The sequence below is a fragment of the Frischella japonica genome (assembly GCF_014489845.1).
Lineage (GTDB): Bacteria > Pseudomonadota > Gammaproteobacteria > Enterobacterales > Orbaceae > Frischella > Frischella japonica.
In genome coordinates, this window is record NZ_JABURY010000010.1 from 160,197 (window position 1) to 182,725 (window position 22,529).

At 36.2% G+C, this 22,529-nt stretch carries 14 protein-coding genes; 10 read left to right on the forward strand and 4 right to left on the reverse strand.

Features of this window, described 5'->3' with window-relative positions; all coding sequences use genetic code 11:
- Nucleotides 1-169: 169 nt before the first annotated feature.
- Together FcAc13_RS04730 and FcAc13_RS04735 are read left to right on the forward strand one after the other, a co-directional pair.
- Entirely contained in the window at nt 170-1,480 is a 1,311-nt protein-coding gene (locus FcAc13_RS04730) for a VWA domain-containing protein (RefSeq protein WP_187755052.1), read from the forward strand.
- A gap of 223 nt (nt 1,481-1,703) precedes the next feature.
- A complete protein-coding gene (locus FcAc13_RS04735; protein WP_187755098.1) occupies nt 1,704-2,864 on the forward strand; it encodes a sugar diacid recognition domain-containing protein in 1,161 nt (386 codons plus the stop codon).
- 89 nt (nt 2,865-2,953) lie between these two features.
- Here FcAc13_RS04735 and garD read toward each other — a convergent pair whose 3' ends face one another.
- A complete protein-coding gene (gene garD, locus FcAc13_RS04740) occupies nt 2,954-4,504 on the reverse strand; it encodes a galactarate dehydratase (protein WP_187755053.1) in 1,551 nt (516 codons plus the stop codon).
- Nucleotides 4,505-4,935: 431 nt separating this feature from the next.
- Between garD and FcAc13_RS04745 the strand changes: the two genes are divergently transcribed.
- The 6 genes from FcAc13_RS04745 to FcAc13_RS04770 all read left to right on the forward strand — a co-directional run bounded on the left by FcAc13_RS04745 (nt 4,936) and on the right by FcAc13_RS04770 (nt 11,968).
- The gene (locus FcAc13_RS04745) at nt 4,936-6,267 is read left to right on the forward strand and encodes an MFS transporter (protein WP_187755054.1); all 1,332 of its coding nucleotides are present in this window, start codon (nt 4,936-4,938) and stop codon (nt 6,265-6,267) included.
- Nucleotides 6,268-6,308: 41 nt separating this feature from the next.
- Nucleotides 6,309-7,646 (forward strand): enolase C-terminal domain-like protein, encoded by a 1,338-nt coding sequence (locus FcAc13_RS04750; protein ID WP_187755055.1) that lies wholly within the window; start codon nt 6,309-6,311, stop codon nt 7,644-7,646.
- A 36-nt stretch (nt 7,647-7,682) separates the two neighbouring features.
- Nucleotides 7,683-9,017: a glucarate dehydratase gene (gene gudD, locus FcAc13_RS04755; RefSeq protein WP_187755056.1), complete on the forward strand. Its 1,335-nt coding sequence runs from the start codon at nt 7,683-7,685 to the stop codon at nt 9,015-9,017.
- A gap of 49 nt (nt 9,018-9,066) precedes the next feature.
- Complete coding sequence (garL, locus tag FcAc13_RS04760; protein ID WP_187755057.1) at nt 9,067-9,837, forward strand: 2-dehydro-3-deoxyglucarate aldolase; 771 nt, start codon at nt 9,067-9,069, stop codon at nt 9,835-9,837.
- Nucleotides 9,838-9,872: 35 nt separating this feature from the next.
- Nucleotides 9,873-10,754 carry a 2-hydroxy-3-oxopropionate reductase gene (garR, locus tag FcAc13_RS04765; protein ID WP_187755058.1) on the forward strand — a complete coding sequence of 294 codons (882 nt, stop codon included), beginning with the start codon at nt 9,873-9,875 and terminating at the stop codon, nt 10,752-10,754.
- A 62-nt stretch (nt 10,755-10,816) separates the two neighbouring features.
- Nucleotides 10,817-11,968: a glycerate kinase gene (locus FcAc13_RS04770; RefSeq protein ID WP_187755059.1), complete on the forward strand. Its 1,152-nt coding sequence runs from the start codon at nt 10,817-10,819 to the stop codon at nt 11,966-11,968.
- A 1,187-nt stretch (nt 11,969-13,155) separates the two neighbouring features.
- Here the strand turns inward: FcAc13_RS04770 and ade are convergent.
- The 3 genes from ade to FcAc13_RS04785 all read right to left on the reverse strand — a co-directional run bounded on the left by ade (nt 13,156) and on the right by FcAc13_RS04785 (nt 18,207).
- A complete protein-coding gene (gene ade / locus FcAc13_RS04775; protein WP_187755060.1) occupies nt 13,156-14,892 on the reverse strand; it encodes an adenine deaminase in 1,737 nt (578 codons plus the stop codon).
- A gap of 88 nt (nt 14,893-14,980) precedes the next feature.
- Nucleotides 14,981-16,795 carry an adenine deaminase C-terminal domain-containing protein gene (locus FcAc13_RS04780; protein WP_187755099.1) on the reverse strand — a complete coding sequence of 605 codons (1,815 nt, stop codon included), beginning with the start codon at nt 16,793-16,795 and terminating at the stop codon, nt 14,981-14,983.
- Between the two features lie 86 nt (nt 16,796-16,881).
- Nucleotides 16,882-18,207 carry a solute carrier family 23 protein gene (locus FcAc13_RS04785; RefSeq protein ID WP_187755061.1) on the reverse strand — a complete coding sequence of 442 codons (1,326 nt, stop codon included), beginning with the start codon at nt 18,205-18,207 and terminating at the stop codon, nt 16,882-16,884.
- A 577-nt stretch (nt 18,208-18,784) separates the two neighbouring features.
- Between FcAc13_RS04785 and ypfJ the strand changes: the two genes are divergently transcribed.
- Nucleotides 18,785-19,639 (forward strand): KPN_02809 family neutral zinc metallopeptidase, encoded by an 855-nt coding sequence (ypfJ, locus tag FcAc13_RS04790; protein ID WP_187755062.1) that lies wholly within the window; start codon nt 18,785-18,787, stop codon nt 19,637-19,639.
- 341 nt (nt 19,640-19,980) lie between these two features.
- Nucleotides 19,981-22,521, forward strand: a complete 2,541-nt coding sequence (locus FcAc13_RS04795) for a DUF4132 domain-containing protein (RefSeq protein ID WP_187755063.1) — start codon at nt 19,981-19,983, stop codon at nt 22,519-22,521.
- The last annotated feature ends 8 nt before the right edge of the window (nt 22,522-22,529 follow it).

A 22,529-nucleotide genomic window follows, 5' to 3' on the forward strand; every position in this document is an offset into this window, starting at 1 on the left:
TTACAAAATAATTCAATTTTTTTTAAATAAAAAAGTTTACACCTTGTTGTTATCATTTTGAGATTTATGATTAACCTATTAAATATAATTAAAAGTAAATAGCTTGATATTATAGCCATTTGAGGTTACAAGTCAGTGACTTTAGCAATACAATAAAAGGAATAAATAAATGCAACAACTTATCTCAGGTCAAAATACTTTATTGCAGAGCCAGCAATTTACGCTTACCGTCGATTATAAAACGAGTAATCAATGGCAACAAAGTAGTATCGATGCAGCAGTTTTTTTGCTTGATCAAAATGATAAAGTCCGTAATGATGAAGATTTTATCTTTTATAATCAACTTGATTCCAAAAATGGTAGTATTCGTTTAAAGAATCAAATGAATGGAGCCTCGATTGAGGTTAATTTAAATCTACTTGATAATACAACTAAAAAGGTTGCTTTTACTCTCGTTATTGATGGTAAAGATACATTAGCCAATCTGCAACAACTCACGCTGACTATCGCAAATCAGTACATTTTTGAGGTATTATTAGATAATCGAACAGAGAAAGCACTTATTCTTGGTCAATGCTATATGCATAATGGGGCATGGAAGTTTCGCGCCTTAGGGCAAGGTTTTAATGGTGGTTTGCGTCCATTAGCGGAGCAATATGGTGTAGAGATCATAGATGAACCGTCTGATGTTAATAGCCAAAGTAAGGCAAATCAAACTACTCCAATACCAAAATTAGAACAAACGTCACCTGTTGATCTCGCTAAAAAACTAGAGAAAAAAGCGCCACATTTGGTTTCATTAATCAAACCAATCACCATCAGCCTCGAAAAACATCAATTAACTCATGTGAAAGCAAGAGTTGCTTTTGTATTAGATGCATCAGGATCTATGCATAGTGAATTTAAAAAAGGTAATGTTCAACAAGTTCTCAATCGTATTGCAGTGCTGGCTGCTCAATTTGATGATGATGGCGCAATGGATTTATGGGGATTTGCCGAAAGACATAAAAAATATCATGATGTGACACTCGACAATGTTGATGGTTATATTGAACGAATTCAAACTGAAGATAGAAAAAAAGGTTTGAGGGGTTCTTTCACCGGAATATTACCTGGATTAGGTGGGGTTAATAACGAACCGCCTGTAATGGATGAGGTTCTTGATACTTTCAAATCGAGTAAAGAGCCAGCATTTATTGTATTTATTACTGATGGTGGTATTTCTAAAAATAGGCAAATAAAACAAATCCTTCAAAAATCCGCTCATTATCCTATTTTCTGGAAGTTTGTTGGTTTAGGTGGGCGGAGTTATGGTATTCTTGAAGATTTTGATGATTTTACCGATCGTATCGTGGATAATACTGATTTCTTTCCAATCGATAATTTCCGCGCTCTATCAGACGAAGAGCTATATGATAAATTGCTGGTCGAATTTAATGACTGGCTAAATAAAGCTAAACAGCTTGGTATACTTAAATAGAGTAACATTGATGTTTTTGTAAGTAGATATTATTTATTATTTAATGGGATAAATGATATCTAGTTTATTTTTAACATACTTGGCTGTCTAAGCTTTACTCGTTCAAAATGTCTATCCATCATAATAAATTGTGTCCGAAAAATATTATGAAATAGTTGCCTATTATTAAAAAATAAATATGCTATGTTAACTATTTTCATTCCGGCAAATTCAAAATATGATAATGAGTCCTTATAGTCTTACTCCTAAGATTGCACAGCAAATTGTAAAAAGAACCATGAAAATTATTGATTGTAATATCAATGTGATGGATGCGCATGGTTGTATTATCGGCAGTGGTGATTTAGAGCGTATTGGAGAATTACATGAAGGAGCGATGTTAGCCATATCTCAAAAACGCATTGTTTCTATTGATACTGCCATGGCAAAACGTTTACAAGGGGTTAAACCGGGGATTAACTTACCTCTAAAACTTAACGATCAAATTGTTGGCGTGATTGGATTAACGGGCGAACCATCTGATATTAGACAATTTGGTGAATTAGTTTGTATGTCAGCTGAAATGATGATGGAGCAAACGCAATTACTTCAAGAACTATCCTATGATAATCGCCTAAAAGAAGAATTAATTATCACGTTGATTGAAAAAGAGGTTTTGCCTGATAGTATGGTTCAGTGGGTAAAACGGTTAGATATTGATCTTGAATTACCTCGCGTTGTTGTAATTATTGAAGTCGATAGTGGACAGCTTGGGATTGGCACAGCAATGAGCGAATTACAGAATTTACAAACGCAAGTGCAGTTAACTAACAAACATTATTTAGTTGCAATAAAATCGATTACAGAATTGGTCATTTTAATTCCGGCACTTAACCGTTATGGTAGATGGGAATTAGAAGAACATAAGAAAAAGCTAGCTAATTTAATCACTATTATAAAAAATAGAACCCAATTAGACATCCGCATTTCTTTAGGCAATTATTTTGATCAACATCCCTATCCACTTGTAAAATCTTACCAAACAGCCAAAACGACCATGCTTATTGGTAAACAGCGTATGCCGGATATCCGTAATTATCATTATCAAGAGTTAATATTACCGGTTTTGTTACATGGTTTAAGTTATGACTGGCAAGCTGAAGAGTTATTATTACCACTTAAAAAATTAAAGATGGGTGATAATAATGGTGTCTTGCAACATACCTTACAGATTTGGTTTAACAATAATGTGCAAAGTGGTGAGACGGCTAATGAGCTGTTTATTCATCGAAATACTTTAGAGTATCGACTAAATAAAATTGCTAAATTGACAGGGTTAAATTTGGCCAAATTTGACGACAGATTGCTGTTATATATTGGCTTACAATTGGATCGAAATGCCTAATAGTTAATAACATTGTCCTTATACATCCCAATAAGAACAATGTTATGATAGAGTTTTATTGCCTACTTATTATAAAAATATTATTGATATTAGGTGATTGGTGCTGGATTGAAAATAGCTAATGGATTATATAATCTCCAATGATCCGACCATGGTTTTTTGCGTCCACTTGCTACGTCTAGAATTAAATGAAATAGTCGCCATCCAATATCTTCAATCGTTGCTTTACCTAAAGCAATATCACCGGCACTAATGTCAATTAAATCAAACCATTGTTCAGCAACAATATTACGACTAGACATTTTAATGACAGGGACCATTGCTAGACCATATGGTGTTCCGCGTCCAGTGGTAAAAACTTGTAGGGTTATTCCTGAGGCCACTTGCTGAGCGCCACAAACAAAATCGCTGGCTGGCGTTGCAGCAAAAATTAACCCTTTTTTAGTTGGACGTTGTCCAGGCGATAATACTTCAACGATAGAACTCGTACCTGATTTGGCAATTGAACCCATTGCTTTTTCGACGATGTTATTTAGACCACCTTTTTTATTTCCTGGCGTCGTGTTCGCACTACGATCAACTTTACCCGCAGCGAGGTAATCGTCATACCATTGCATCTCACGAATAAGTGCCTTACCTACTTCTTCATTAGCTGCTCTTGGCGTGAGTAAATGAATACCATCACGAACTTCAGTTACTTCGGAAAACATCACTGTCGCACCACATCTAACTAATAAATCAGATGCAAATCCAACTGAAGGATTAGATGTTACTCCGGAAAAGGCATCACTACCACCACATTGCATGCCGATGACCAATTCCGAAGCTGGTACTGTTTCTCTTTTACGTTGATTAAGACGTTGTAGATGTTTTTCTGCAACATTTAAGATATGATCAACCATTGCTTTAAAGCCGTGTTCATCTTGTAATGTGACTAAATCATCCTCCAATAATTTAATCGGAATTGTATCTTGAGTACCTTTCAGTAATCTCTCTGGTTGGAGTTTTTCACAACCTAAACTCACCACCATAATTTCTCCACCAAAATTAGGGTTTTTGGCTAGATTGTGAATCGACCGTATTGGTACTATCGCCGCTGGAGCATCAATTGCTACACCACAGCCATAAAGATGGGTTAAAGCTACAACTCCATCAACATTTGGATATTTAGGAAGTAAATCCTGTTCGATAATTTTTGCCACATATTCAACAACACCAGAAACACAGTTAACGCTCATTGTGATGCCCAATATATTACGCGTACCTACTGAACCGTCTGCATTGCGATAGCCTTCGAATGTATAACCATCTAATGGCGGAAGTTCTTGAACTTTCTTGGTTGCGATTGGTAATTCGTTTAACTCTGGAGCATTTGGCATTTCTGTCACGCTTTCATTAATCCAACTGCCTTTTTTAATATTTACTTTAGCATAACCAATGATTTCACCATATCGAATAATGGCATTACCTTGATCAATATTATTTAACGCAACTTTATGACCTTGAGGTATGTGTTCTATTAACTTCAATCCATCAGAAAAAACAGTACCTTTCGGTAATCCGTTGTCATTGACAACAATCGCCACGTTATCAATATCTTTTATTTTTATGTATAGCGGCTTACTGGTATGGCTTTCCATTGTATAACTCCCATTACATACTATAGCTTTTAATTAATTTTTGATCAGTTTCATTATGATAAGTATTACTGATAGATTAGCTATATATTAAATGTGAATAAAATAAATAGCATTGTGAAAAGTTCCAATTTTAATTTTAAAATAGGCTATAAATTTATGAAGTTGAACATAAAATGGTGGATTGCATCACAAAATTGATGCAGTTATCTAAATTTTTGTGAAGAACATAACATTTAATTGTGCATTTGCATATAAATAACTGCTATTTTATCGTTTGTTTTGGTTTTTTACCGATGAAATTTTTAGCATAACTCTCCATACTTATTCCCCATTAGTGGATTACATAGACATATTTGATATCTCTTTATTTTCTACCCAGCCATCTATAAAAAATCAAGATCAACTGTTTATAATCAGTTTAGGAGCTAAAAATGGAAATAAAAAATACAACTCATAGCCCAAAGAAGACCAATGCCAGATGGTTAACGGTCGTTTTTCTCTTTATTGTTACGGCCATTAACTATGGTGATAGAGCGACCTTAGGGATTGCTGGAAAAGCAATGTCAGGTGAACTAGGGTTCGATGCTGCCGCCATGGGATGGGTCATGTCATCATTTGGCATTGCTTATGTAATTGGGCAATTACCTGGTGGTTGGTTATTAGATCGATTCGGTTCGAAACGTGTCTATTTTTGTAGCATTTTATTTTGGTCTATATTTACTCTATTACAAGGAACAGTACATTTTTTTATTGGTGCATGGGCGCTAATTATGCTCTTTACATTCCGTTTTTTAATGGGGTTAGCCGAAGCGCCTTCTTTTCCTGGTAATAGTCGAATTACTGCTGCTTGGTTTCCGTCAAAAGAACGGGCAACAGCGGTAGCAATTTTCAACTCCGCTCAATATTTTGCAACGGTAATCTTTGCGCCAATAATGGGATGGTTAACACACGAATATGGTTGGCAATCTGTGTTCTTCTTTATGGGTGGATTAGGTATATTTATTAGTCTTGTTACGATAATTGCAATTCGTAACCCTAAAGATCATCCTTTAGCTAATCAAGCTGAAGTTGATTACATTGTAGAAGGCGGTGCACTGGTTGATATGGATCAAAAAAAATCTGATGGTAAACAAAGTGGACCAAAATTAACTTACCTAATGCAACTTCTAACTAACCGAATGTTACTTGGAGTCTATTTAGGACAATATTGCATTAACTGTTTAACATTTTTCTTTATCACATGGTTCCCTATTTATCTTAACACCGAACGAGGTATGAATATTAAAGAAGTTGGTTTTGCCGCAGCTATTCCAGCAATTTGTGGATTTGTTGGTGGAATCAGTGGTGGGATTTTTTCCGATTTTCTAATGCGAAAAACGGGTTCTCTCTCTATTGCCCGTAAAACACCGATTATTCTGGGTATGTTATTTTCGATGACTATGATTCTATGTAATTATGTTGATTCAATTGCATTGGTCATTTTATTTATGTCTATGGCTTTCTTCGGTAAGGGCGTGGGGGCATTAGGCTGGGCTGTAATGGCAGACACAGCACCAAAAGAGATGAGCGGTCTAGCCGGTGGATTATTCAACATGTTTGGTAATGCCTCAAGTATCATTTCTCCTATTATTATTGGTTATATCGTAGCTTGGACTGAGCGTTTTGAATGGGCATTAGTTTTTGTTGCCGGTCATGCTTTGGTGGCAGCATTTAGTTACCTTATTATTGTTGGTCCAATTAAACGTATGGAATTAAAGAAATAATAAAAAATTAATCTTTATTTAATATATAGGAGTACCGTCTTATGAATACACAGTCAGTTCCGATAATTAAGTCGATGCAAGTAATTCCGGTTGCTGGTCATGACAGTATGCTAATGAATATTGGCGGTGCCCATGGTCCTTACTTTACACGAAATATTGTTATTTTAACCGATAATGCGGGTCATATTGGTGTTGGGGAAGCGCCTGGCGGGGCAACCATTGAAAATGCGTTAAAAGAAGCGATACCACATGTTGAAGGTAGACCTATTTCAATACTTAACCGTATTGTTAATGATATGCATCAAGGTTACCTAGATGCAGATTATGACACCTTCGGTAAAGGTGCATGGACTTTTGAATTACGCGTCAATGCGGTTGCGGCCTTGGAATCTGCATTATTAGATTTGATGGGACAATTTTTAAATGTTCCAGTCGCCGAATTGCTTGGAGCGGGTAAACAACGTGATGAAGTGACTGTATTAGGCTATCTTTTTTATATCGGCGATGATAAAAAAACCGATCTTAATTATGATCAACCGCAACAACAAGGACATGAATGGTATAACATTCGACGCCGTCAAGCCATGACAGTGGAATCAGTAGTAGAGTTAGCTGAAGTAGCCAAAGATCGTTATGGATTTAAAGATTTCAAAATGAAAGGGGGCGTATTAGCAGGGGAGCAGGAAATTAAAACGGTTATTGAGCTTAAAAAACGTTTCCCTGATGCCAGAATTACGTTAGATCCAAATGGTGGTTGGTTACTAGATGATGCCATTAAATTATGTAAGGGACTCAATCACGTATTAACGTATGCAGAAGATCCCTGTGGGGCTGAACAAGGCTATTCAGGACGTGAAGTTATGGCTGAATTTCGTAGAGCTACAGGATTACCAACGGCAACCAATATGGTCGCCACTAATTGGCGCGAAATGTGTCATTCAATTATGTTACAAGCAGTTGATATCCCACTAGCAGATCCTCATTTTTGGACATTAACTGGCGCTAGTCGTGTTGCTCAACTTTGTGATGAATGGGGATTAACCTGGGGCTGCCATTCAAACAATCATTTTGATATTTCGTTAGCTATGTTTAGCCATGTTGGCGCATCAGCACCAGGTAATCCAACCGCATTAGATACACACTGGATTTGGCAAGAAGGCAAGGAACGTTTAACTAAAGAACCATTAAAAATCGTTAATGGCAAAATCAAATTACCTGATAAACCAGGTTTGGGAATTGAATTAGATATACAACAAGTAAAAAAAGCACACGAACTCTATAAAAAATTACCTAATAGTGCGCGAAATGATGGTATAGCAATGCAATATTTGATTCCCGGTTGGCAGTTTGATCGTAAACGACCTTGTATGATTCGTTAACACAGATTAAAAAAATAAAATTAAGAGGGAAGTATTATGAGTTCTACAACACCTATTGTCACAGAAATGCATGTCTATCCTGTTGCTGGTTATGATAGCATGCTATTAAATTTAAGTGGTGCCCATGCCCCTTACTTTACACGTAATATCGTTATTCTTAAAGATAATTCAGGAAATACCGGCGTAGGTGAAGTACCTTGTGTAGGTTCTGTCACGCAAACACTGCAAGATGCAAAACCATTAGTTATTGGTCAATCCATTGCACAATACAAAAAGGTTATGAATCAAGTCCGTAACCAATTTGCTGATCGAGATGTGGGGGGACGCGGTAATCAAACATTTGACCAACGATCCACTATTCATGTAGTGACAGCTATTGAAGCGGCAATGCTGGATTTATTAGGTAAACATCTTGGTGTTACTGTTGCATCATTATTGGGTGATGGTCAACAGCGTGATGAGGTAGAAATGCTTGGTTATCTATTTTATGTAGGGGACCGCAATAAAACCGATTTACCTTATCAAAGTCAACCTAATGAACAATGTGATTGGTATCGATTACGTCACGAAGAAGCACTAACACCGGAAAAAATCGCTCGATTAGCTGAAGCAACCTATGAAAAATATGGATTTAGAGATTTTAAATTAAAAGGTGGTGTTTTAACTGCTGAACAAGAAGCTGAAGCGGTGATTGCTATAAAGAAAAAATTCCCTGATGCGCGTGTGACCCTTGATCCAAATGGCGGTTGGTTATTAGATGAAGCTATTCGTATAGGTAAATACTTAAAACACACTTTGACTTATGCGGAAGATCCGTGTGGTGCAGAACAAGGCTATTCTGGCCGAGAAATTATGGCTGAATTCCGGAGAGCCACCGGCTTACCTACCGCAACCAATATGATCGCGACAGATTGGCGTCAAATGGCACATACTTTATCATTGCAATCCGTTGATATCCCATTAGCAGATCCTCATTTCTGGACGATGAATGGTTCTGTAAGAGTTGCGCAGTTGTGTCATGAATTTGGATTAACTTGGGGCTCACATTCCAATAATCATTTTGATATCTCTTTAGCCATGTTTACCCAAGTTGGTGCTGCTGCGCCGGGTAACCCAACTGCTCTTGATACCCATTGGATTTGGCAAGAAGGTAATCAAAGATTAACCAAAGAACCATTACAAATTGTTAATGGCAAAATTAAAGTACCTGAAAAACCAGGTTTAGGTATTGAAATTGATATGGAGCAAGTTATGAAAGCTCATGAACTTTTTAAAAGTATGGGACTGGGTAATCGTAATGATGCCATGGCTATGCAATACTTAATTCCTAACTGGAAATTTGACAACAAGAAACCGTGTTTAGTGAGATAGTCTAAAATGAAGTTCGAAACTGTATGAATACACATTATAAAGGTAAATTATGAAGAAAGTAACATGTCATAATCAATTTAAGCAAGATATGTTGGCACGAAAAACACTTATCGGTTGTTGGGCGGCATTAGGTAATCCAATCTCAACGGAAATACTTGGTTTAGCCGGTTTCGATTGGTTATTACTCGACGGTGAACATGCAATTAATGATGTAATGTCATTTGTGCCGCAATTGATGGCATTAAAAGACAGTGTCAGTGCGCCAGTCGTCCGTCCATCATGGAATGATCAAGTACAAATCAAACGATTATTAGATATAGGTTTTTATAACTTTTTGATCCCTTATGTTGAAACTGTTGAACAAGCAAAGCAGGCAGTATCTTTCACTCGATATCCACCAATGGGTGTTAGAGGTGTTTCGGTTGCACATCGTAGTAATGCATTTGGTGCAATCAGCGATTACTTTGAAAATATTAATCATAATATCTGTGTCATGGTACAAATTGAAACACAGCAAGCGGTAGATAATGTTGAAGCAATCACTGCTGTTGACGGTGTCGATGGTATTTTTGTTGGTCCAAGTGATCTATCGGCATCATTAGGTCATTTTGGCAATCCAAAACATCCTGATGTTCAAGCCGCCATAAGACATATTTTTGCTGTTGCTAACCAGCAGGGCAAAGCGTGCGGTATTTTGGCTCCGGTTGAAGCTGATGCGCGTCAATATATGGCAATGGGAGCAACATTTGTTGCAGTTGGTAATGATTTGGGCTTGTTAAGATATGCAACTCAAGCATTAGCAGATAAATATTTAAAATAACTAAGAGTATTTTAATCATAAAAAAGGAGAGTAAAATGAAAATTGGTTTTATTGGTTTAGGTATTATGGGTAAACCGATGAGCAAAAACCTGCTAAAATCTGGCTACTCACTAGTCGTTTGTGATAAAAACCAAATGGCAGTGGATGAAGTTGTCGCAGCAGGTGCACAAAGTGCAGCTAATGCAAAAGAAGTTGCTAAACTTTGTGATGTGATTATAACAATGCTACCAAATTCTCCGCATGTAAAAGAAGTGGTGTTGGGTGAAAATGGTGTCGTTGAAGGCGCAAAATTGGGCACAACCATTATTGATATGAGCTCTATCGCCCCGTTAGCTAGTCGTGAAATTCATGATGAAGTGGTTAAAAAAGGGCTATATATGTTAGATGCACCGGTTAGCGGTGGTGAGCCAAAAGCAATTGATGGCACCTTATCTGTAATGGTAGGTGGTGACAAAGCCATATTTGATAAACATTACGATTTAATGAAAGCTATGGCTGGTTCTGTTGTCTATACCGGTGATATTGGGGCGGGTAATGTCACAAAATTGGCGAATCAAGTGATTGTAGCTCTTAACATAGCAGCAATGTCTGAAGCGCTTGTTCTGGCAACCAAAGCTGGGGTCAATCCAGAATTAGTTTATCAGGCAATCCGCGGTGGACTTGCAGGTAGTACTGTTTTAGATGCTAAAGCTCCAATGGTATTGAATCGCAATTTTAAACCAGGCTTCAAAATCGATTTACATATTAAAGATTTACAAAATGCCTTAGATACATCCCACGGTGTTGGAACCTCATTACCATTGACGGCAATAGTAATGGAAATGATGCAGGCACTAAAAACAGATGGTATGGGTGGTTGTGATCATAGTGCCTTAGCTCGCTACTATGAAACATTAGCAAAAATAGAAATAAAATAATTAATATGCATATTGAGTATGGCAACATACTCAATAATTTAATTCGTTCTGTAAGGATATGTATGAAAATTGTCATTGCTCCTGATTCTTTTAAAGAAAGTCTAAGTGCTATTGAAGTTGCTGAAATGATAAAAGCAGGATTTTCACAAGTTTACCCTGATTCAGAATATGCTTTGTTACCGGTAGCCGATGGTGGGGAAGGTACTGTTAATGCGATGGTCGATGCATTAAATGGGCATAAAGTTACAGTTTCTATTACTGATCCATTAGGGGAGAGAGGACAGGCTTTCTATGGTATATCTGGGGATGGTCAAACAGCTGTAATCGAAATGGCAGCCGCCAGTGGGCTGGAACGTGTTCCCTTAGATAAAAGAGATGCCAAAATTACCACCTCATACGGTACCGGCGAATTAATCAAAGATGCGCTTGATCGAGGTTGTAAAAAATTTATTATTGGCATTGGTGGCAGTGCTACCAATGATGGTGGTGCTGGAATGTTACAGGCGCTGGGTGTGAAACTATTAGACAAAGCTGGCAACCAGATTGGTTATGGTGGGCGTTCTCTAGGTGAATTGGCTAAAATTGATATTAGCCAAATGGATTCTCGAATTCAGCAATGTGAATTTGAAGTAGCTTGTGACGTAACAAACCCACTTACAGGCACGAATGGTGCATCAGCCATTTTTGGACCACAAAAAGGTGCAACACCAGACGATGTAAAATTATTAGATGCTAATCTAAAACATTTTGCTAACCTTATCAAACAGTATTTTAATATGGACATTGAATATACGCCTGGAACCGGTGCAGCAGGAGGGATGGGCGCTGCATTATTAGCATTTATGAATGCTAAATTAAGACCAGGTATAAAAATTATAACCGAATTACTTAATTTAGATACTTTAGTGCGTGAGGCTGATATTGTTATCACTGGTGAGGGACGATTGGATTATCAAAGTGTTAATGGTAAAGTGCCCGTCGGAGTGGCACATATTGCAAAACAATATCAAAAACCAGTCATTGCGATTGTAGGAAGTTTAGGTGATAAAGCTGAAGCGGTTTATCCGTATGGTGTAACAGCTATGTTTAGTATTCTAACTAATATTTCTTCTTTATCTGAAGCATTAGATCCTCAAACGGCCCGTGCTAACTTATATAGTACAGCGATGAACATTGCTTATACTCTTAAAATTGGCAATACCCTTCAGCAATAAATCGATTAACCCTTTACCAGATAGGTATAAGGGTTTCATATGTTATTTAATCTAAATGTTATTGTATAACTTATCGTTGAATCTAAAATTATCTATACTAAAAAACATCGATTAGAAAGAATAACTTAATAACTCATACTTATTCAGCTCTGTCTGCTTTAATAAATAATCAAAGATTAAATGAGCATAATTAATGTATTGCAATTTTATTCAAATAATTGATATTGAACATAAGCAAGTTAACGATAAAGTAGTAATGATGGTTTCTTAAAAATATAGAGTTTTCATTATCGCTAATAATATAATATAGCTATTTTTTCTTTGTTTATCATACATAATATAGTTTTAGTAGTTGTATTTATATTATCTTTATCGTCTGATATTGTCTGGCAAATTTTTTATTTATCTTCATATTTTTTGTTGTTAGCGGTAATGACTGTGCTGAATTTGGTTTTGGATTATCTGTTAAGTTAAGCAATGTTGTTCATGATAATAAAGTGTTTTTTATAAAAAGTTAGGTAGTGTTATTCTGTTAACAGTTTTACTATGGATAGCATTAGTATATTTTACAATAAACAAAATTAAATCTTAATATTGTCATAGATAAACATTATTAATGTAGAAAAACGTATAACAATAAAAAGGATAATTGTAATGCGGAAATTAACTAGAAAAGACGGGCTATTATTGCTGATATCGCAATTACCAAGTATAACTTTTTCATTGATGCCGTTAATAAATTATTATGATAGTAATATTTTTTCAGGGTTATGTATCATTGCTAATATCATCTCCATAGTTTTTCTTTTCATCAGTTTATGTTGGTACGATAATTTTTTATTTTTATTTTTCATTTTAGTATTAATTACTTCGTCAGTGCTCGTTTATTGTATTAATTATTGGATAACGGTGCCGATAATACATGAAATACTACTCAATTTTTGCTTTTCAAATGTTGGTTTTTTACTTTTCTTTATAGTGATTGTGATTATAATTAAAACAGGTATATATCAATTCTTTGAATGAATATTAAATTGCCGAATCGCTAGCGATTCGGCAATTTAATATTAGATAAAATAATAACAATTATGAGATTAAGTGATTAATAGGCAGTTTATTATTCTTAATTTACATTAATCAATAACCTTGCTTTAGTATTATTTATCATACTTAATCATGGTGATTGATTATATGCATAAATCAATCGGTTGATAAGTTTTAACATCAAATAGTCCATTTGAGGTGAGCTTTAATTCTGGTATGACGGGTAACGTCATAAACACCAATGTCATTAATGGATGGGCTTTAGGATTGATACCAAAGGAATGTTTAGCAACCTCAATCATATGATGCAGTTGATCAGCAACCTGTTGCGCCGGCTGATCAGACATCAGACCAGCAATAGGTAACGGTAAATGCGCCAGAATTTTACCGTCTTGGCATAATGAGAAACCGCCCCCCATCGCTTCAACATCTTTTACGGCAACAAGCATATCAGCATCATTATCTCCCACTACGACTAGATTATGTGAATCATGGGCAACTGTGACAGCAATAGCACCATTTTTTAATCCGTAATTTGCTAAAATTCCTAGTCCCATATTACCCGTAGCATGATGTCGTTCAATCACTGCTAACTTATTCAATCCCGGATTGAGCTTACAATCAAAATGGTCATGAGCGTCTTTTTTGACATCAAGTTGTAAATGTGATGTTAGTACGCTACCTGGTTGAACACCAATCGCATTGACTTTTTCACTCGTCAAAGTCAATGTAAAATTTTGTTCGGTTAAAGTGGGCAAACGAACCGTATTGAGTACATTATCCGCTACATAATCATCCCATTGAACCAACAATTTACCGTCACGAGCAATCTCTTGGCCAGCAACAAAAACATGTTTCGGTTCAAAGGATTGCAAATCTTTTACAATCAGAAGATCGGCATCATAGTTTGGCGCAATAGCACCTTTACCTTTTAGCCGGTAACATTCAGCTGCATTTAAGGTGGCAAGTGTTATGGCTAATACTGGATCAAGTCCATGTTTCACCGCTAAGCGTAAACTTTTATTGATGTGTCCTGTAGTAAGGATATCGGCAGGTTCACGATCATCGGTACATAGTACACAACGACGAGCATTTGCTGGTGTAATTGCTGGAATAAGGTTAAGTAAATCTTTACAAGTTGATCCTTCACGTAATAATACATATTGACCCAACCGAATTCGTTCTAACATCTCTTTCTGGGTGCTGCATTCATGATCGGTCATAATGCCTGCCATAACATAAGCAGTAAGTGCTTTACCGGTTACCCCAGGACTATGGCCATCAATGATGCGATCATGATCTTTAGCCATCCAAAGTTTATTCATCATTTTTGCTTCATGATCAATTACACTGGGATAATCCATCACTTCCCCTAAACCTTTGACGCCTGGTTCATTGATTAACTGCACTAAATCTTCGGCTTCAAGCACACATCCCGCCTGTTCAAAAGGAGTAGCTGGCACGCAAGACGGTAACATAATTTGTACATTAAGCGGTGTTTTACGTGAAGCGTCAAGCATATAGCGTATACCATCTAATCCAGAAACATTTGCTATTTCATGGGGATCGGCAATTATCGTAGTGGTGCCAAAAGGTAAAATACAACGGGCAAATTGTGTGGGGATTAATGATGATGATTCGATATGGACATGACCATCAATTAAACCCGGCATCACATAACCCCCTTGGGCATCTATTGTTTGCTTGGCTTGATAGTCACACCCATAACCAACAATTTTACCATGACCAATAGCAAGTGGCCCGTCTACAATTAATTGATTAAAAACATCAATCACTTTACAGTTAGTAATCAATAGATCAACGACTTGACGGTTAGCCGCCATGTCAATTAAATCATTTAGTTGTTGTTTATCTGTCATAAACACCTCATTTATTAGTCATCTGTAGCTTGCGATAATCATTATTCATTTAATTGAACGATTTGCCTACTTTTAATCATATACTCGATCAGTCGTGGCATTTCGTTTGTAATTTACCGTGGCTACAGCCACACTTAAATACCGGATCCATAACCGCTTGTTTATGAAAATCAATGACACCTAAATCTGTAATGGCATAGTCAGGAATTGCTGTGATTTGTAAACAACACATATAAAATAATGGATCAGGTAAGTCACAACCTAACTCACGAGCAAGTAATAACAGTTTTTCCTCTTCTTGTGCCATTGTATGTGGATCGAGATCAGATACAATGCCACAAATTGGTAATGGTAAGAAACCAATAACTTTCCCTTGATTTACAATCACTTGGCCGCCACCGTGTTCAGCTAAATGGTTGATCGCTAATGCCATATCTTCAGAGTTAGTACCAATACAGACAACATTATTATCATCGGGGGCACAAGAACTTGCCATTGCACCAGATTTTAGTTTCCAGCCAGAGCAAAAACCAACTTTTGCAGTACCATCGGTTTTACCAAAGCGTTCAACAACGGTGACATAGAGTACATCATTTTGTATATCAGGTAACACCACGCCATCTTGCACATTTAATTCCACCTGACGCGCACGACGAACAAACGGAATGTTAAAATCAACATCTAACGATAAGGCCTTGACCTTGGTTTGTTTAATATTAGTAGTTACTTTAAGTGCTGAGGCCGTTACAGGTTTTAATTTCATACTTTGTAATAACACCGCACTGCGTTTTGGTGGGACAAAGTTGAATACTGTTGCTTGATTTTCAACAACTAACTGACCTTTGGCAATAACGGTATCAATATCAAATTTAACTAAATCAGAAACTAAAAGAATATCAGCAAAACGACCAGGAGAAACTGAACCAACTAAGTGATCAATACGATAAGCTTCAGCTGAATTGATGGATCCCATTTGTATAGCAGTTAAAGGATCGACACCTTTAGCAATTGCCATGCGAATTAATTTATCCATATGACCATTGGTCACAATATCGGAAGCAATAACATCATCGGTACAGAAACTGACGCGACGTGCTAATCTAGGGTTGAGATGCGTAATCACCTTAATGTTTTCAGCTAAAAAGTGGGAAATTGATGATTCGCGAATTAACACATTCATTCCTTTACGGATTTTTTCCATCATTTCGGTATGATCATAACTTTCGTGATCTAATCGAACACCGGCACAAAGAATAGCATTAAGTTTATTTCCGCGGGTCATTGGCGCACAACCGTAAATAGGGAGACGATGTAACCGAGCATATTCAATTGCTTTCATCACATCGCTGTGTTGATTTTCAATAAATTCACTGACTGTTTCCCAAATCCCGAATACTTCCGGCCATTTTTGTACTTCGGCATGGGTTTTGGCTGTAACATTAAAACCGACATGACTTTGTGGTAATGTGTATGGCGTTAAGAATGGTAGACCCCAGAATACCTTTAATGGCGTACCGTCAATCTCGTGTAAAATTTCTCTAATGCCATCTAAGCCAGCAGTGACAATATATTGATCTAAACCAGAAATAATGCTGGTAGTGCCGTGTGGTAATACTGCTTTAGCAAAGCTAGTCATCGATAATTTACTGCATTCAATATGTAAATGACCATCAATTAGTCCTGGAACAATATATTTACCTTTAGCGTCAATTGTTTTGGTGTTTTCACCGATATAACTTGCTACATCTCCGGTTGCGACAATACGTGATTTATAAATTGCTACATCAGCGGGGTAAATCTCACTAGAGTTTACATTGACTAATAGACCATTAGTAATAATTAAATCAGCAGGCAGCTTGGCTAATCCTGCATCAATCATTTCACAAATTGCTTCTTTATACATTGAAGTCATAATTATATTCCTTGTTTATCTTGTATGCGTTATTCTTTTTAATTAACTTGATTATGTTATTGATAAATAAGCAGGCTTTAAATAAATATGTAACGAGCTAAAAATAGTATAGCCATGATTACTGAACATACGGTTAAGTCTTTAAATTTGCCGCAACAAACTTTCATAATCACAAAAGTAATAAATCCCGTAGCAATACCTTCGGTAATGGTAAAGCTAAATGGCATCATTATCATAGCAACGAATGCAGGTACAGCTTCAGTCAAATCATTCCATTTCACTCGGGCTAAATCAGATGCCATTAAAACGCCTATATAAATTAGTGCTCCGGTAGTTGCATAAAGAGGGACCATTTTTTCCAGTGGAGATAAGAAAACTGAACATAAAAACAAAATACCAACGCCCAAAGCCATCATACCCGTACGTCCACCGACAGCGACGCCGGAAGCACTTTCGACATAAGCTGTAACAGCTGATGTTCCCATTGCTGAACCTAAAGCAGAGCTTGCACTATCGATATAAAGTGAAAGTTGTTGATTAGGGTATCGGCCATTTTCGTCAGCAAGTCCTGCTTTATCTGTTACAGCTATAAATGTACCTGAAGATTCAAACAAGTTAATCAACATTACGGATAATATGATACCGACTAATGAAATTTCAAAAATATGATTAAAATCTAGTTGACCAACAACCCCGGAAATATCGGGTGGTAGGCTAATTATGCCATGATAAACCACTTCAGGATCAATTACCCAACCAACTAACGTTACCAGTACAAATGAAATTAAGATTGAAGAGTTCCAACCACGTTGGGCCAAAATAGCCACAATAAGGAAGCTTAAACAACCTAACATAAATGGAACAGAGGTTGGATCACCTAACCGCACCATTGTATCAGGATCGGCAATAATAATATGGGCATTATGTAAACCAATTAATGTAATTAATAATCCACAGCCACTGCTCACACCTATACGAATTGAAAAAGGAATATTGGCGATCATCCAATAACGTAGACGAAATATCGAGAGTAAAAATAATCCTGTAGCACCCATGAAGATCAGCGTCATGGCAGTTTGCCAAGTTAGTCCCATAGAACCAACCAGCACATAAGCAAAATAGGCATTAATCCCCATGCCTGGTGCTAGCGCGATAGGTAATCTGGCGATAATCCCCATTGCCATACAAGCGATGCCGGTGATTAGAGCTGTTGTTACAAAAACCGCTTGCGAATCCATTGCTGCATCACCAAGTATTTTAGGATTCACAAAAATAATGTAAACCATGGTAATAAAAGTGGTAAAACTGGCAATAAGTTCGGTTTTCAATGAAGTTTTATTTTCCTGAAAATGAAAATAGCGATCTAATAACGATCGTTTTGTCGTTGAAGGATATGTAGTCACGAGAGAACTCCAAAGAATGGAAAAAAAGAAATGTTTATTGAATTATTATTATAAGAGTGATTAATCATGCGAAAAATCTCAATACACATCAGTCACTTTGGCGCGGAGTGCGCTAATAATAGTTACTGATGCTTTGGCGTCATATTATATCCATAACGATTAAAATCAGGCAATTAAAAAAATGTATTAATGTTAATTAATAGCAATATTATTTTTCTGTTAAATAAAAATCAATATGTTATGGTTTCTAACTAGGAATTAATCCTAAATTTATATTCATTAAGCTTGTGGTGACGGAATAAAATTTATGAATTTTGTCATCAATATACTCTGCATAACAAATTGAAATTTAGATTATCTGGTTGTTGATTATTAGTATTGTAGTATGACAATATTTACTGATCCAAACCCTTTAAATGAGGATCAATTAAGCGACATAATCAATGCATAAAAATCGATCTAACTCGTTATAAAATTGAAATAAATCAACATTATTTTACTTAGTGATTAAGTAAATCTGGTAACAAATTTGATTATCTATTAAAATTAATTCATTACAACTGATGAGGTAGTCGATATGCGATGGCGTGACCAGAGAGAGAGCGACAATATTGAAGATCGTCGTTCACAATCAGGGAGTAGTACAGGAATAAACATTCCAATGGGTGGTAAAGGTAGATTGATATTATTTATCATTGTGCTGGTCGCCGGTTATTATGGTGTCGATTTAACCGGCTTGCTGAATTCCGATCTCATTGAGCAAAATAATTCGCAACAAACCGCCACGCCATATTATGATGAAGATCCTGATGCGGCAAAATTCACCTCGGTTATTTTGGCCAGTACCGAAGATTATTGGCGTCAAGCATTTCAACGTTTAGGGAAAACCTATATTCCGCCTAAATTAGTACTCTATACTGGTTCTACGCGCACTTCTTGCGGTACTGGTCAAACCTATATGGGGCCCTTTTATTGCAGTGTAGACAAAACGGTTTATCTTGATATCTCATTTTATCAAGAGATGAAACGGAGGTTGGGTGGTGGTGGTGATTTTGCTCAAGGCTATGTCATCGCACATGAAATTGGTCATCATGTACAAAATTTATTAGGTACATTTAACCAAATTCAACATCAACAACAAAATTCTAGATTTAGCAAAAATCAATTATCAGTTAAATTAGAATTGCAGGCGGATTGTTATGCGGGTTTGTGGGGAAATGCCATGCAGAAAAAAAATATTTTAGAAGTTGGTGATATCGAACAGGCGTTAAAAACGGCCGAAGCCATTGGTGATGATCGTTTACAACGTCAAAGTAATGGCTATATAGTGCCAGATAGTTTTACCCATGGATCATCCCAGCAACGTTATACGTGGTTTAAACGAGGATTTGATAGTGGTATTATTGAACAATGTAATACATTTATCGAATGAAAAAACAATTAAAAGCCCAATCTTATATAAAGCCTAGTTGAATAAAACAGATATCGCGTATTTGTTAGTGCAATTTTATATAGTGAAAATGAATGGGAAACACAATTTCCTATGGTTAATAAGTAACTAAAAAAGAGGATTGACTAATGATATCAATCCTGTAGGGTGAATTAAATTATCGAATTAATTTTAGGTTAGAATCCAAAACATGTAGCGCTGACAAGGTGAGCGACTTCAGCTAATGAAATAGCGATAATGTTCAATTATTTTAAATATGATAATTTGATTGCTAATATCACTATAAACAGACATTGTAATAATGTTGTAAAAAGGGAAATAGTTTGAATAATCAAAAAGAACAATTATGTAATATTATTCTGCCAAAAAATCAACCCATCTTAGATCGTTGTTTACCACTAAGTTTTCGGCAGTGTTTGCAACAAAACTTGGATAAACAATTAGCGATTTTAGAACAAAAAGTTGCAGACGAAATTGCCCTTAATAGCACGTATCACTGTCAATATACCCATCAACAGCAGCGTTATCAAAAATTAAAAGCGATTAAACCCGGTGATCTTGATCAAGTATTTGCTTATCTAAACGGTCAGGCAATAATTCCGAAAATCGATTTAGGGAAAAACCAAAGCATTTTCGTTGATCATAATGATTTACTCTTACTTGCCTTGTATCAAGAATCATTGCAAAACTTACCAGAATGCAATTTATGGCACTTATTGCGGGCATATTATCTTGAAAGATCTGAGCTAATTACCCAACACCTCGCTACTCTCTTTGAAAATGAGTTACTTATTTGTCAAGCTGATTTAAGACAAGTTGCAACCATACTTAGTCAAATTACGGGTGATCATCAAGTAGTGTCATGGATAGCGAATGCCTTTTTGAGTTATTTTACTTTGCCGATGCTTCAACGTTATATTGTAGGTAGAGAAAATAAGGTTTGGCCTTTTTTTGCCGAAAATTTGCAATTTATTGATCAAGCATTGGGTTTGACCAATGATACTAAAGGCTTCAAAGTCGCCAATGCACTCGCTATAGTTTCCCTGTTTCCTGAAGTTCCAGCTAAATATATTTCTCACCTTTTGGCGCTAGCATTAGGCACAAATCAAAATTTACGTGTGCAGGCTCAACTAATTCTGAATAAAATTGAAAATATCCATCTTGAGGTTGAAAAAGCCTTAATTGCTAGCAAACAAGAAATACGGATTATTGCTATCAATTGGTTGGCATTGTTAGGAGCAACATCATCTGTTGAACGATTATATCAGGTGTTAGCGGTTGAAAAAAAAGCCTTAGTACAGGCAACAATTCTCAGTGCTTTGAATCAGCTTGGTCAAGATATTTCTTATTATCTATCACACGAATATTTATTGCAGGATGCACAAAAAGGTTTATTGGCCAAAAAACCGATTAGTATTGAGTGGTTAGATCCTAACATTTTACCTAATTTATTTTGGCAAAATGGTGACAGCGTAGCAGTAGAGATTCTTTACTGGTGGATCGTTTCAGCGGTTAAATTAAAGCAACCAATGGGCAATGCATTAATTGATCTCTATTTAGGTTTATTGGATGCTAAAAGTCAAAAAAATATTGGTCAATTTATTTTGCAAATGTTTATACAGCAAGATATTAAAACAATTTCAGATTTGACTGATGAATATCAAAGTACAGTGATAGAAGCAAAAGGAGTTTTAGCACTTATTAAATATATAGATGCCTATCAAGCGGTGCAAATTGTACGCCCTTATCTTAAACAGTACACTAGCAGAAGGTCAGAGATATGTGCTATTTTGGAAGCTTTAGCTACCATTTATCATCCTGAAATTATTCAACTATTATTGTCGATTTCAGCCGGATATAGTTCAAATATTGTCCGTAAAAAAGCGGCAAATTTGTTGGGGCAAATTGCAGATAATCGGGCTTGTTCAGTTCAAGAACTATCAGAACGAATGGTGCCAACGGCTAATTTGAATAGCAATGGGGAGATAATACTTAATTATGGAGATCGTATTTTCAAAGCATTACTAGATGAAACGTTACAATTAATTGTCAAAAATGTTGATGGTAAAACTATAAAATCTTTACCAGCGGCAAACAAAAATGATAATGAGGAATACGTTAAAGCGTGTAAAAAATTGCTGACTAATAGTAAGAAGGCTTTAAAGTTAGTAATTGACAATCAAACACAACGTCTATATTCAATGATGTGCATAACAGAACAGTGGTCGTATACAGATTGGCATCATTATTTATATCAACATCCGATAATGAATCGATTAATACAACGTTTGGTCTGGCTGGAAATGGATCAAAATGGGCAACTTATTCATGCTTTTCGACCAACGGAAGAGGGTGCGTTCATCAATATTGATGATCAAGAAATTACGCTAAACACCAATCATCAATTGCAGTTAGCCCATGGCATCCATTTGCCAGAACATGCGATATCAAGCTGGTTGATCCACTTTGAAGATTACAAAATCAAACCTTTATTCAACCAGTTCGCACATCCAAAACCGAATATTAGCCATCAGGTTGAGAATAAAATCGCTGATTATTTTGGACAGAATATCGCTGTGATGACATTAAAAAATCGGCTGCATAGCCGTGGATATCAGCCGATTACTGATTGGGATCGAATTGAAGGTTATAGTAAAAGTTTTCCAAAACTAGCGATACAAGCATGTATTACAATAAGTAATTATTATCGTCAGATGAGCACAGCCAACGAAACCGTAAAGCTTTACCATTTGTACTTTAAACAACGTATTGGACTTATTGATAAAATTATGCATATTGAAAATGTGCCACCTATTATTTTAGCGGAATGTTATGGCGATTATCAATCATTGATAACTGTGTAATTATTTCA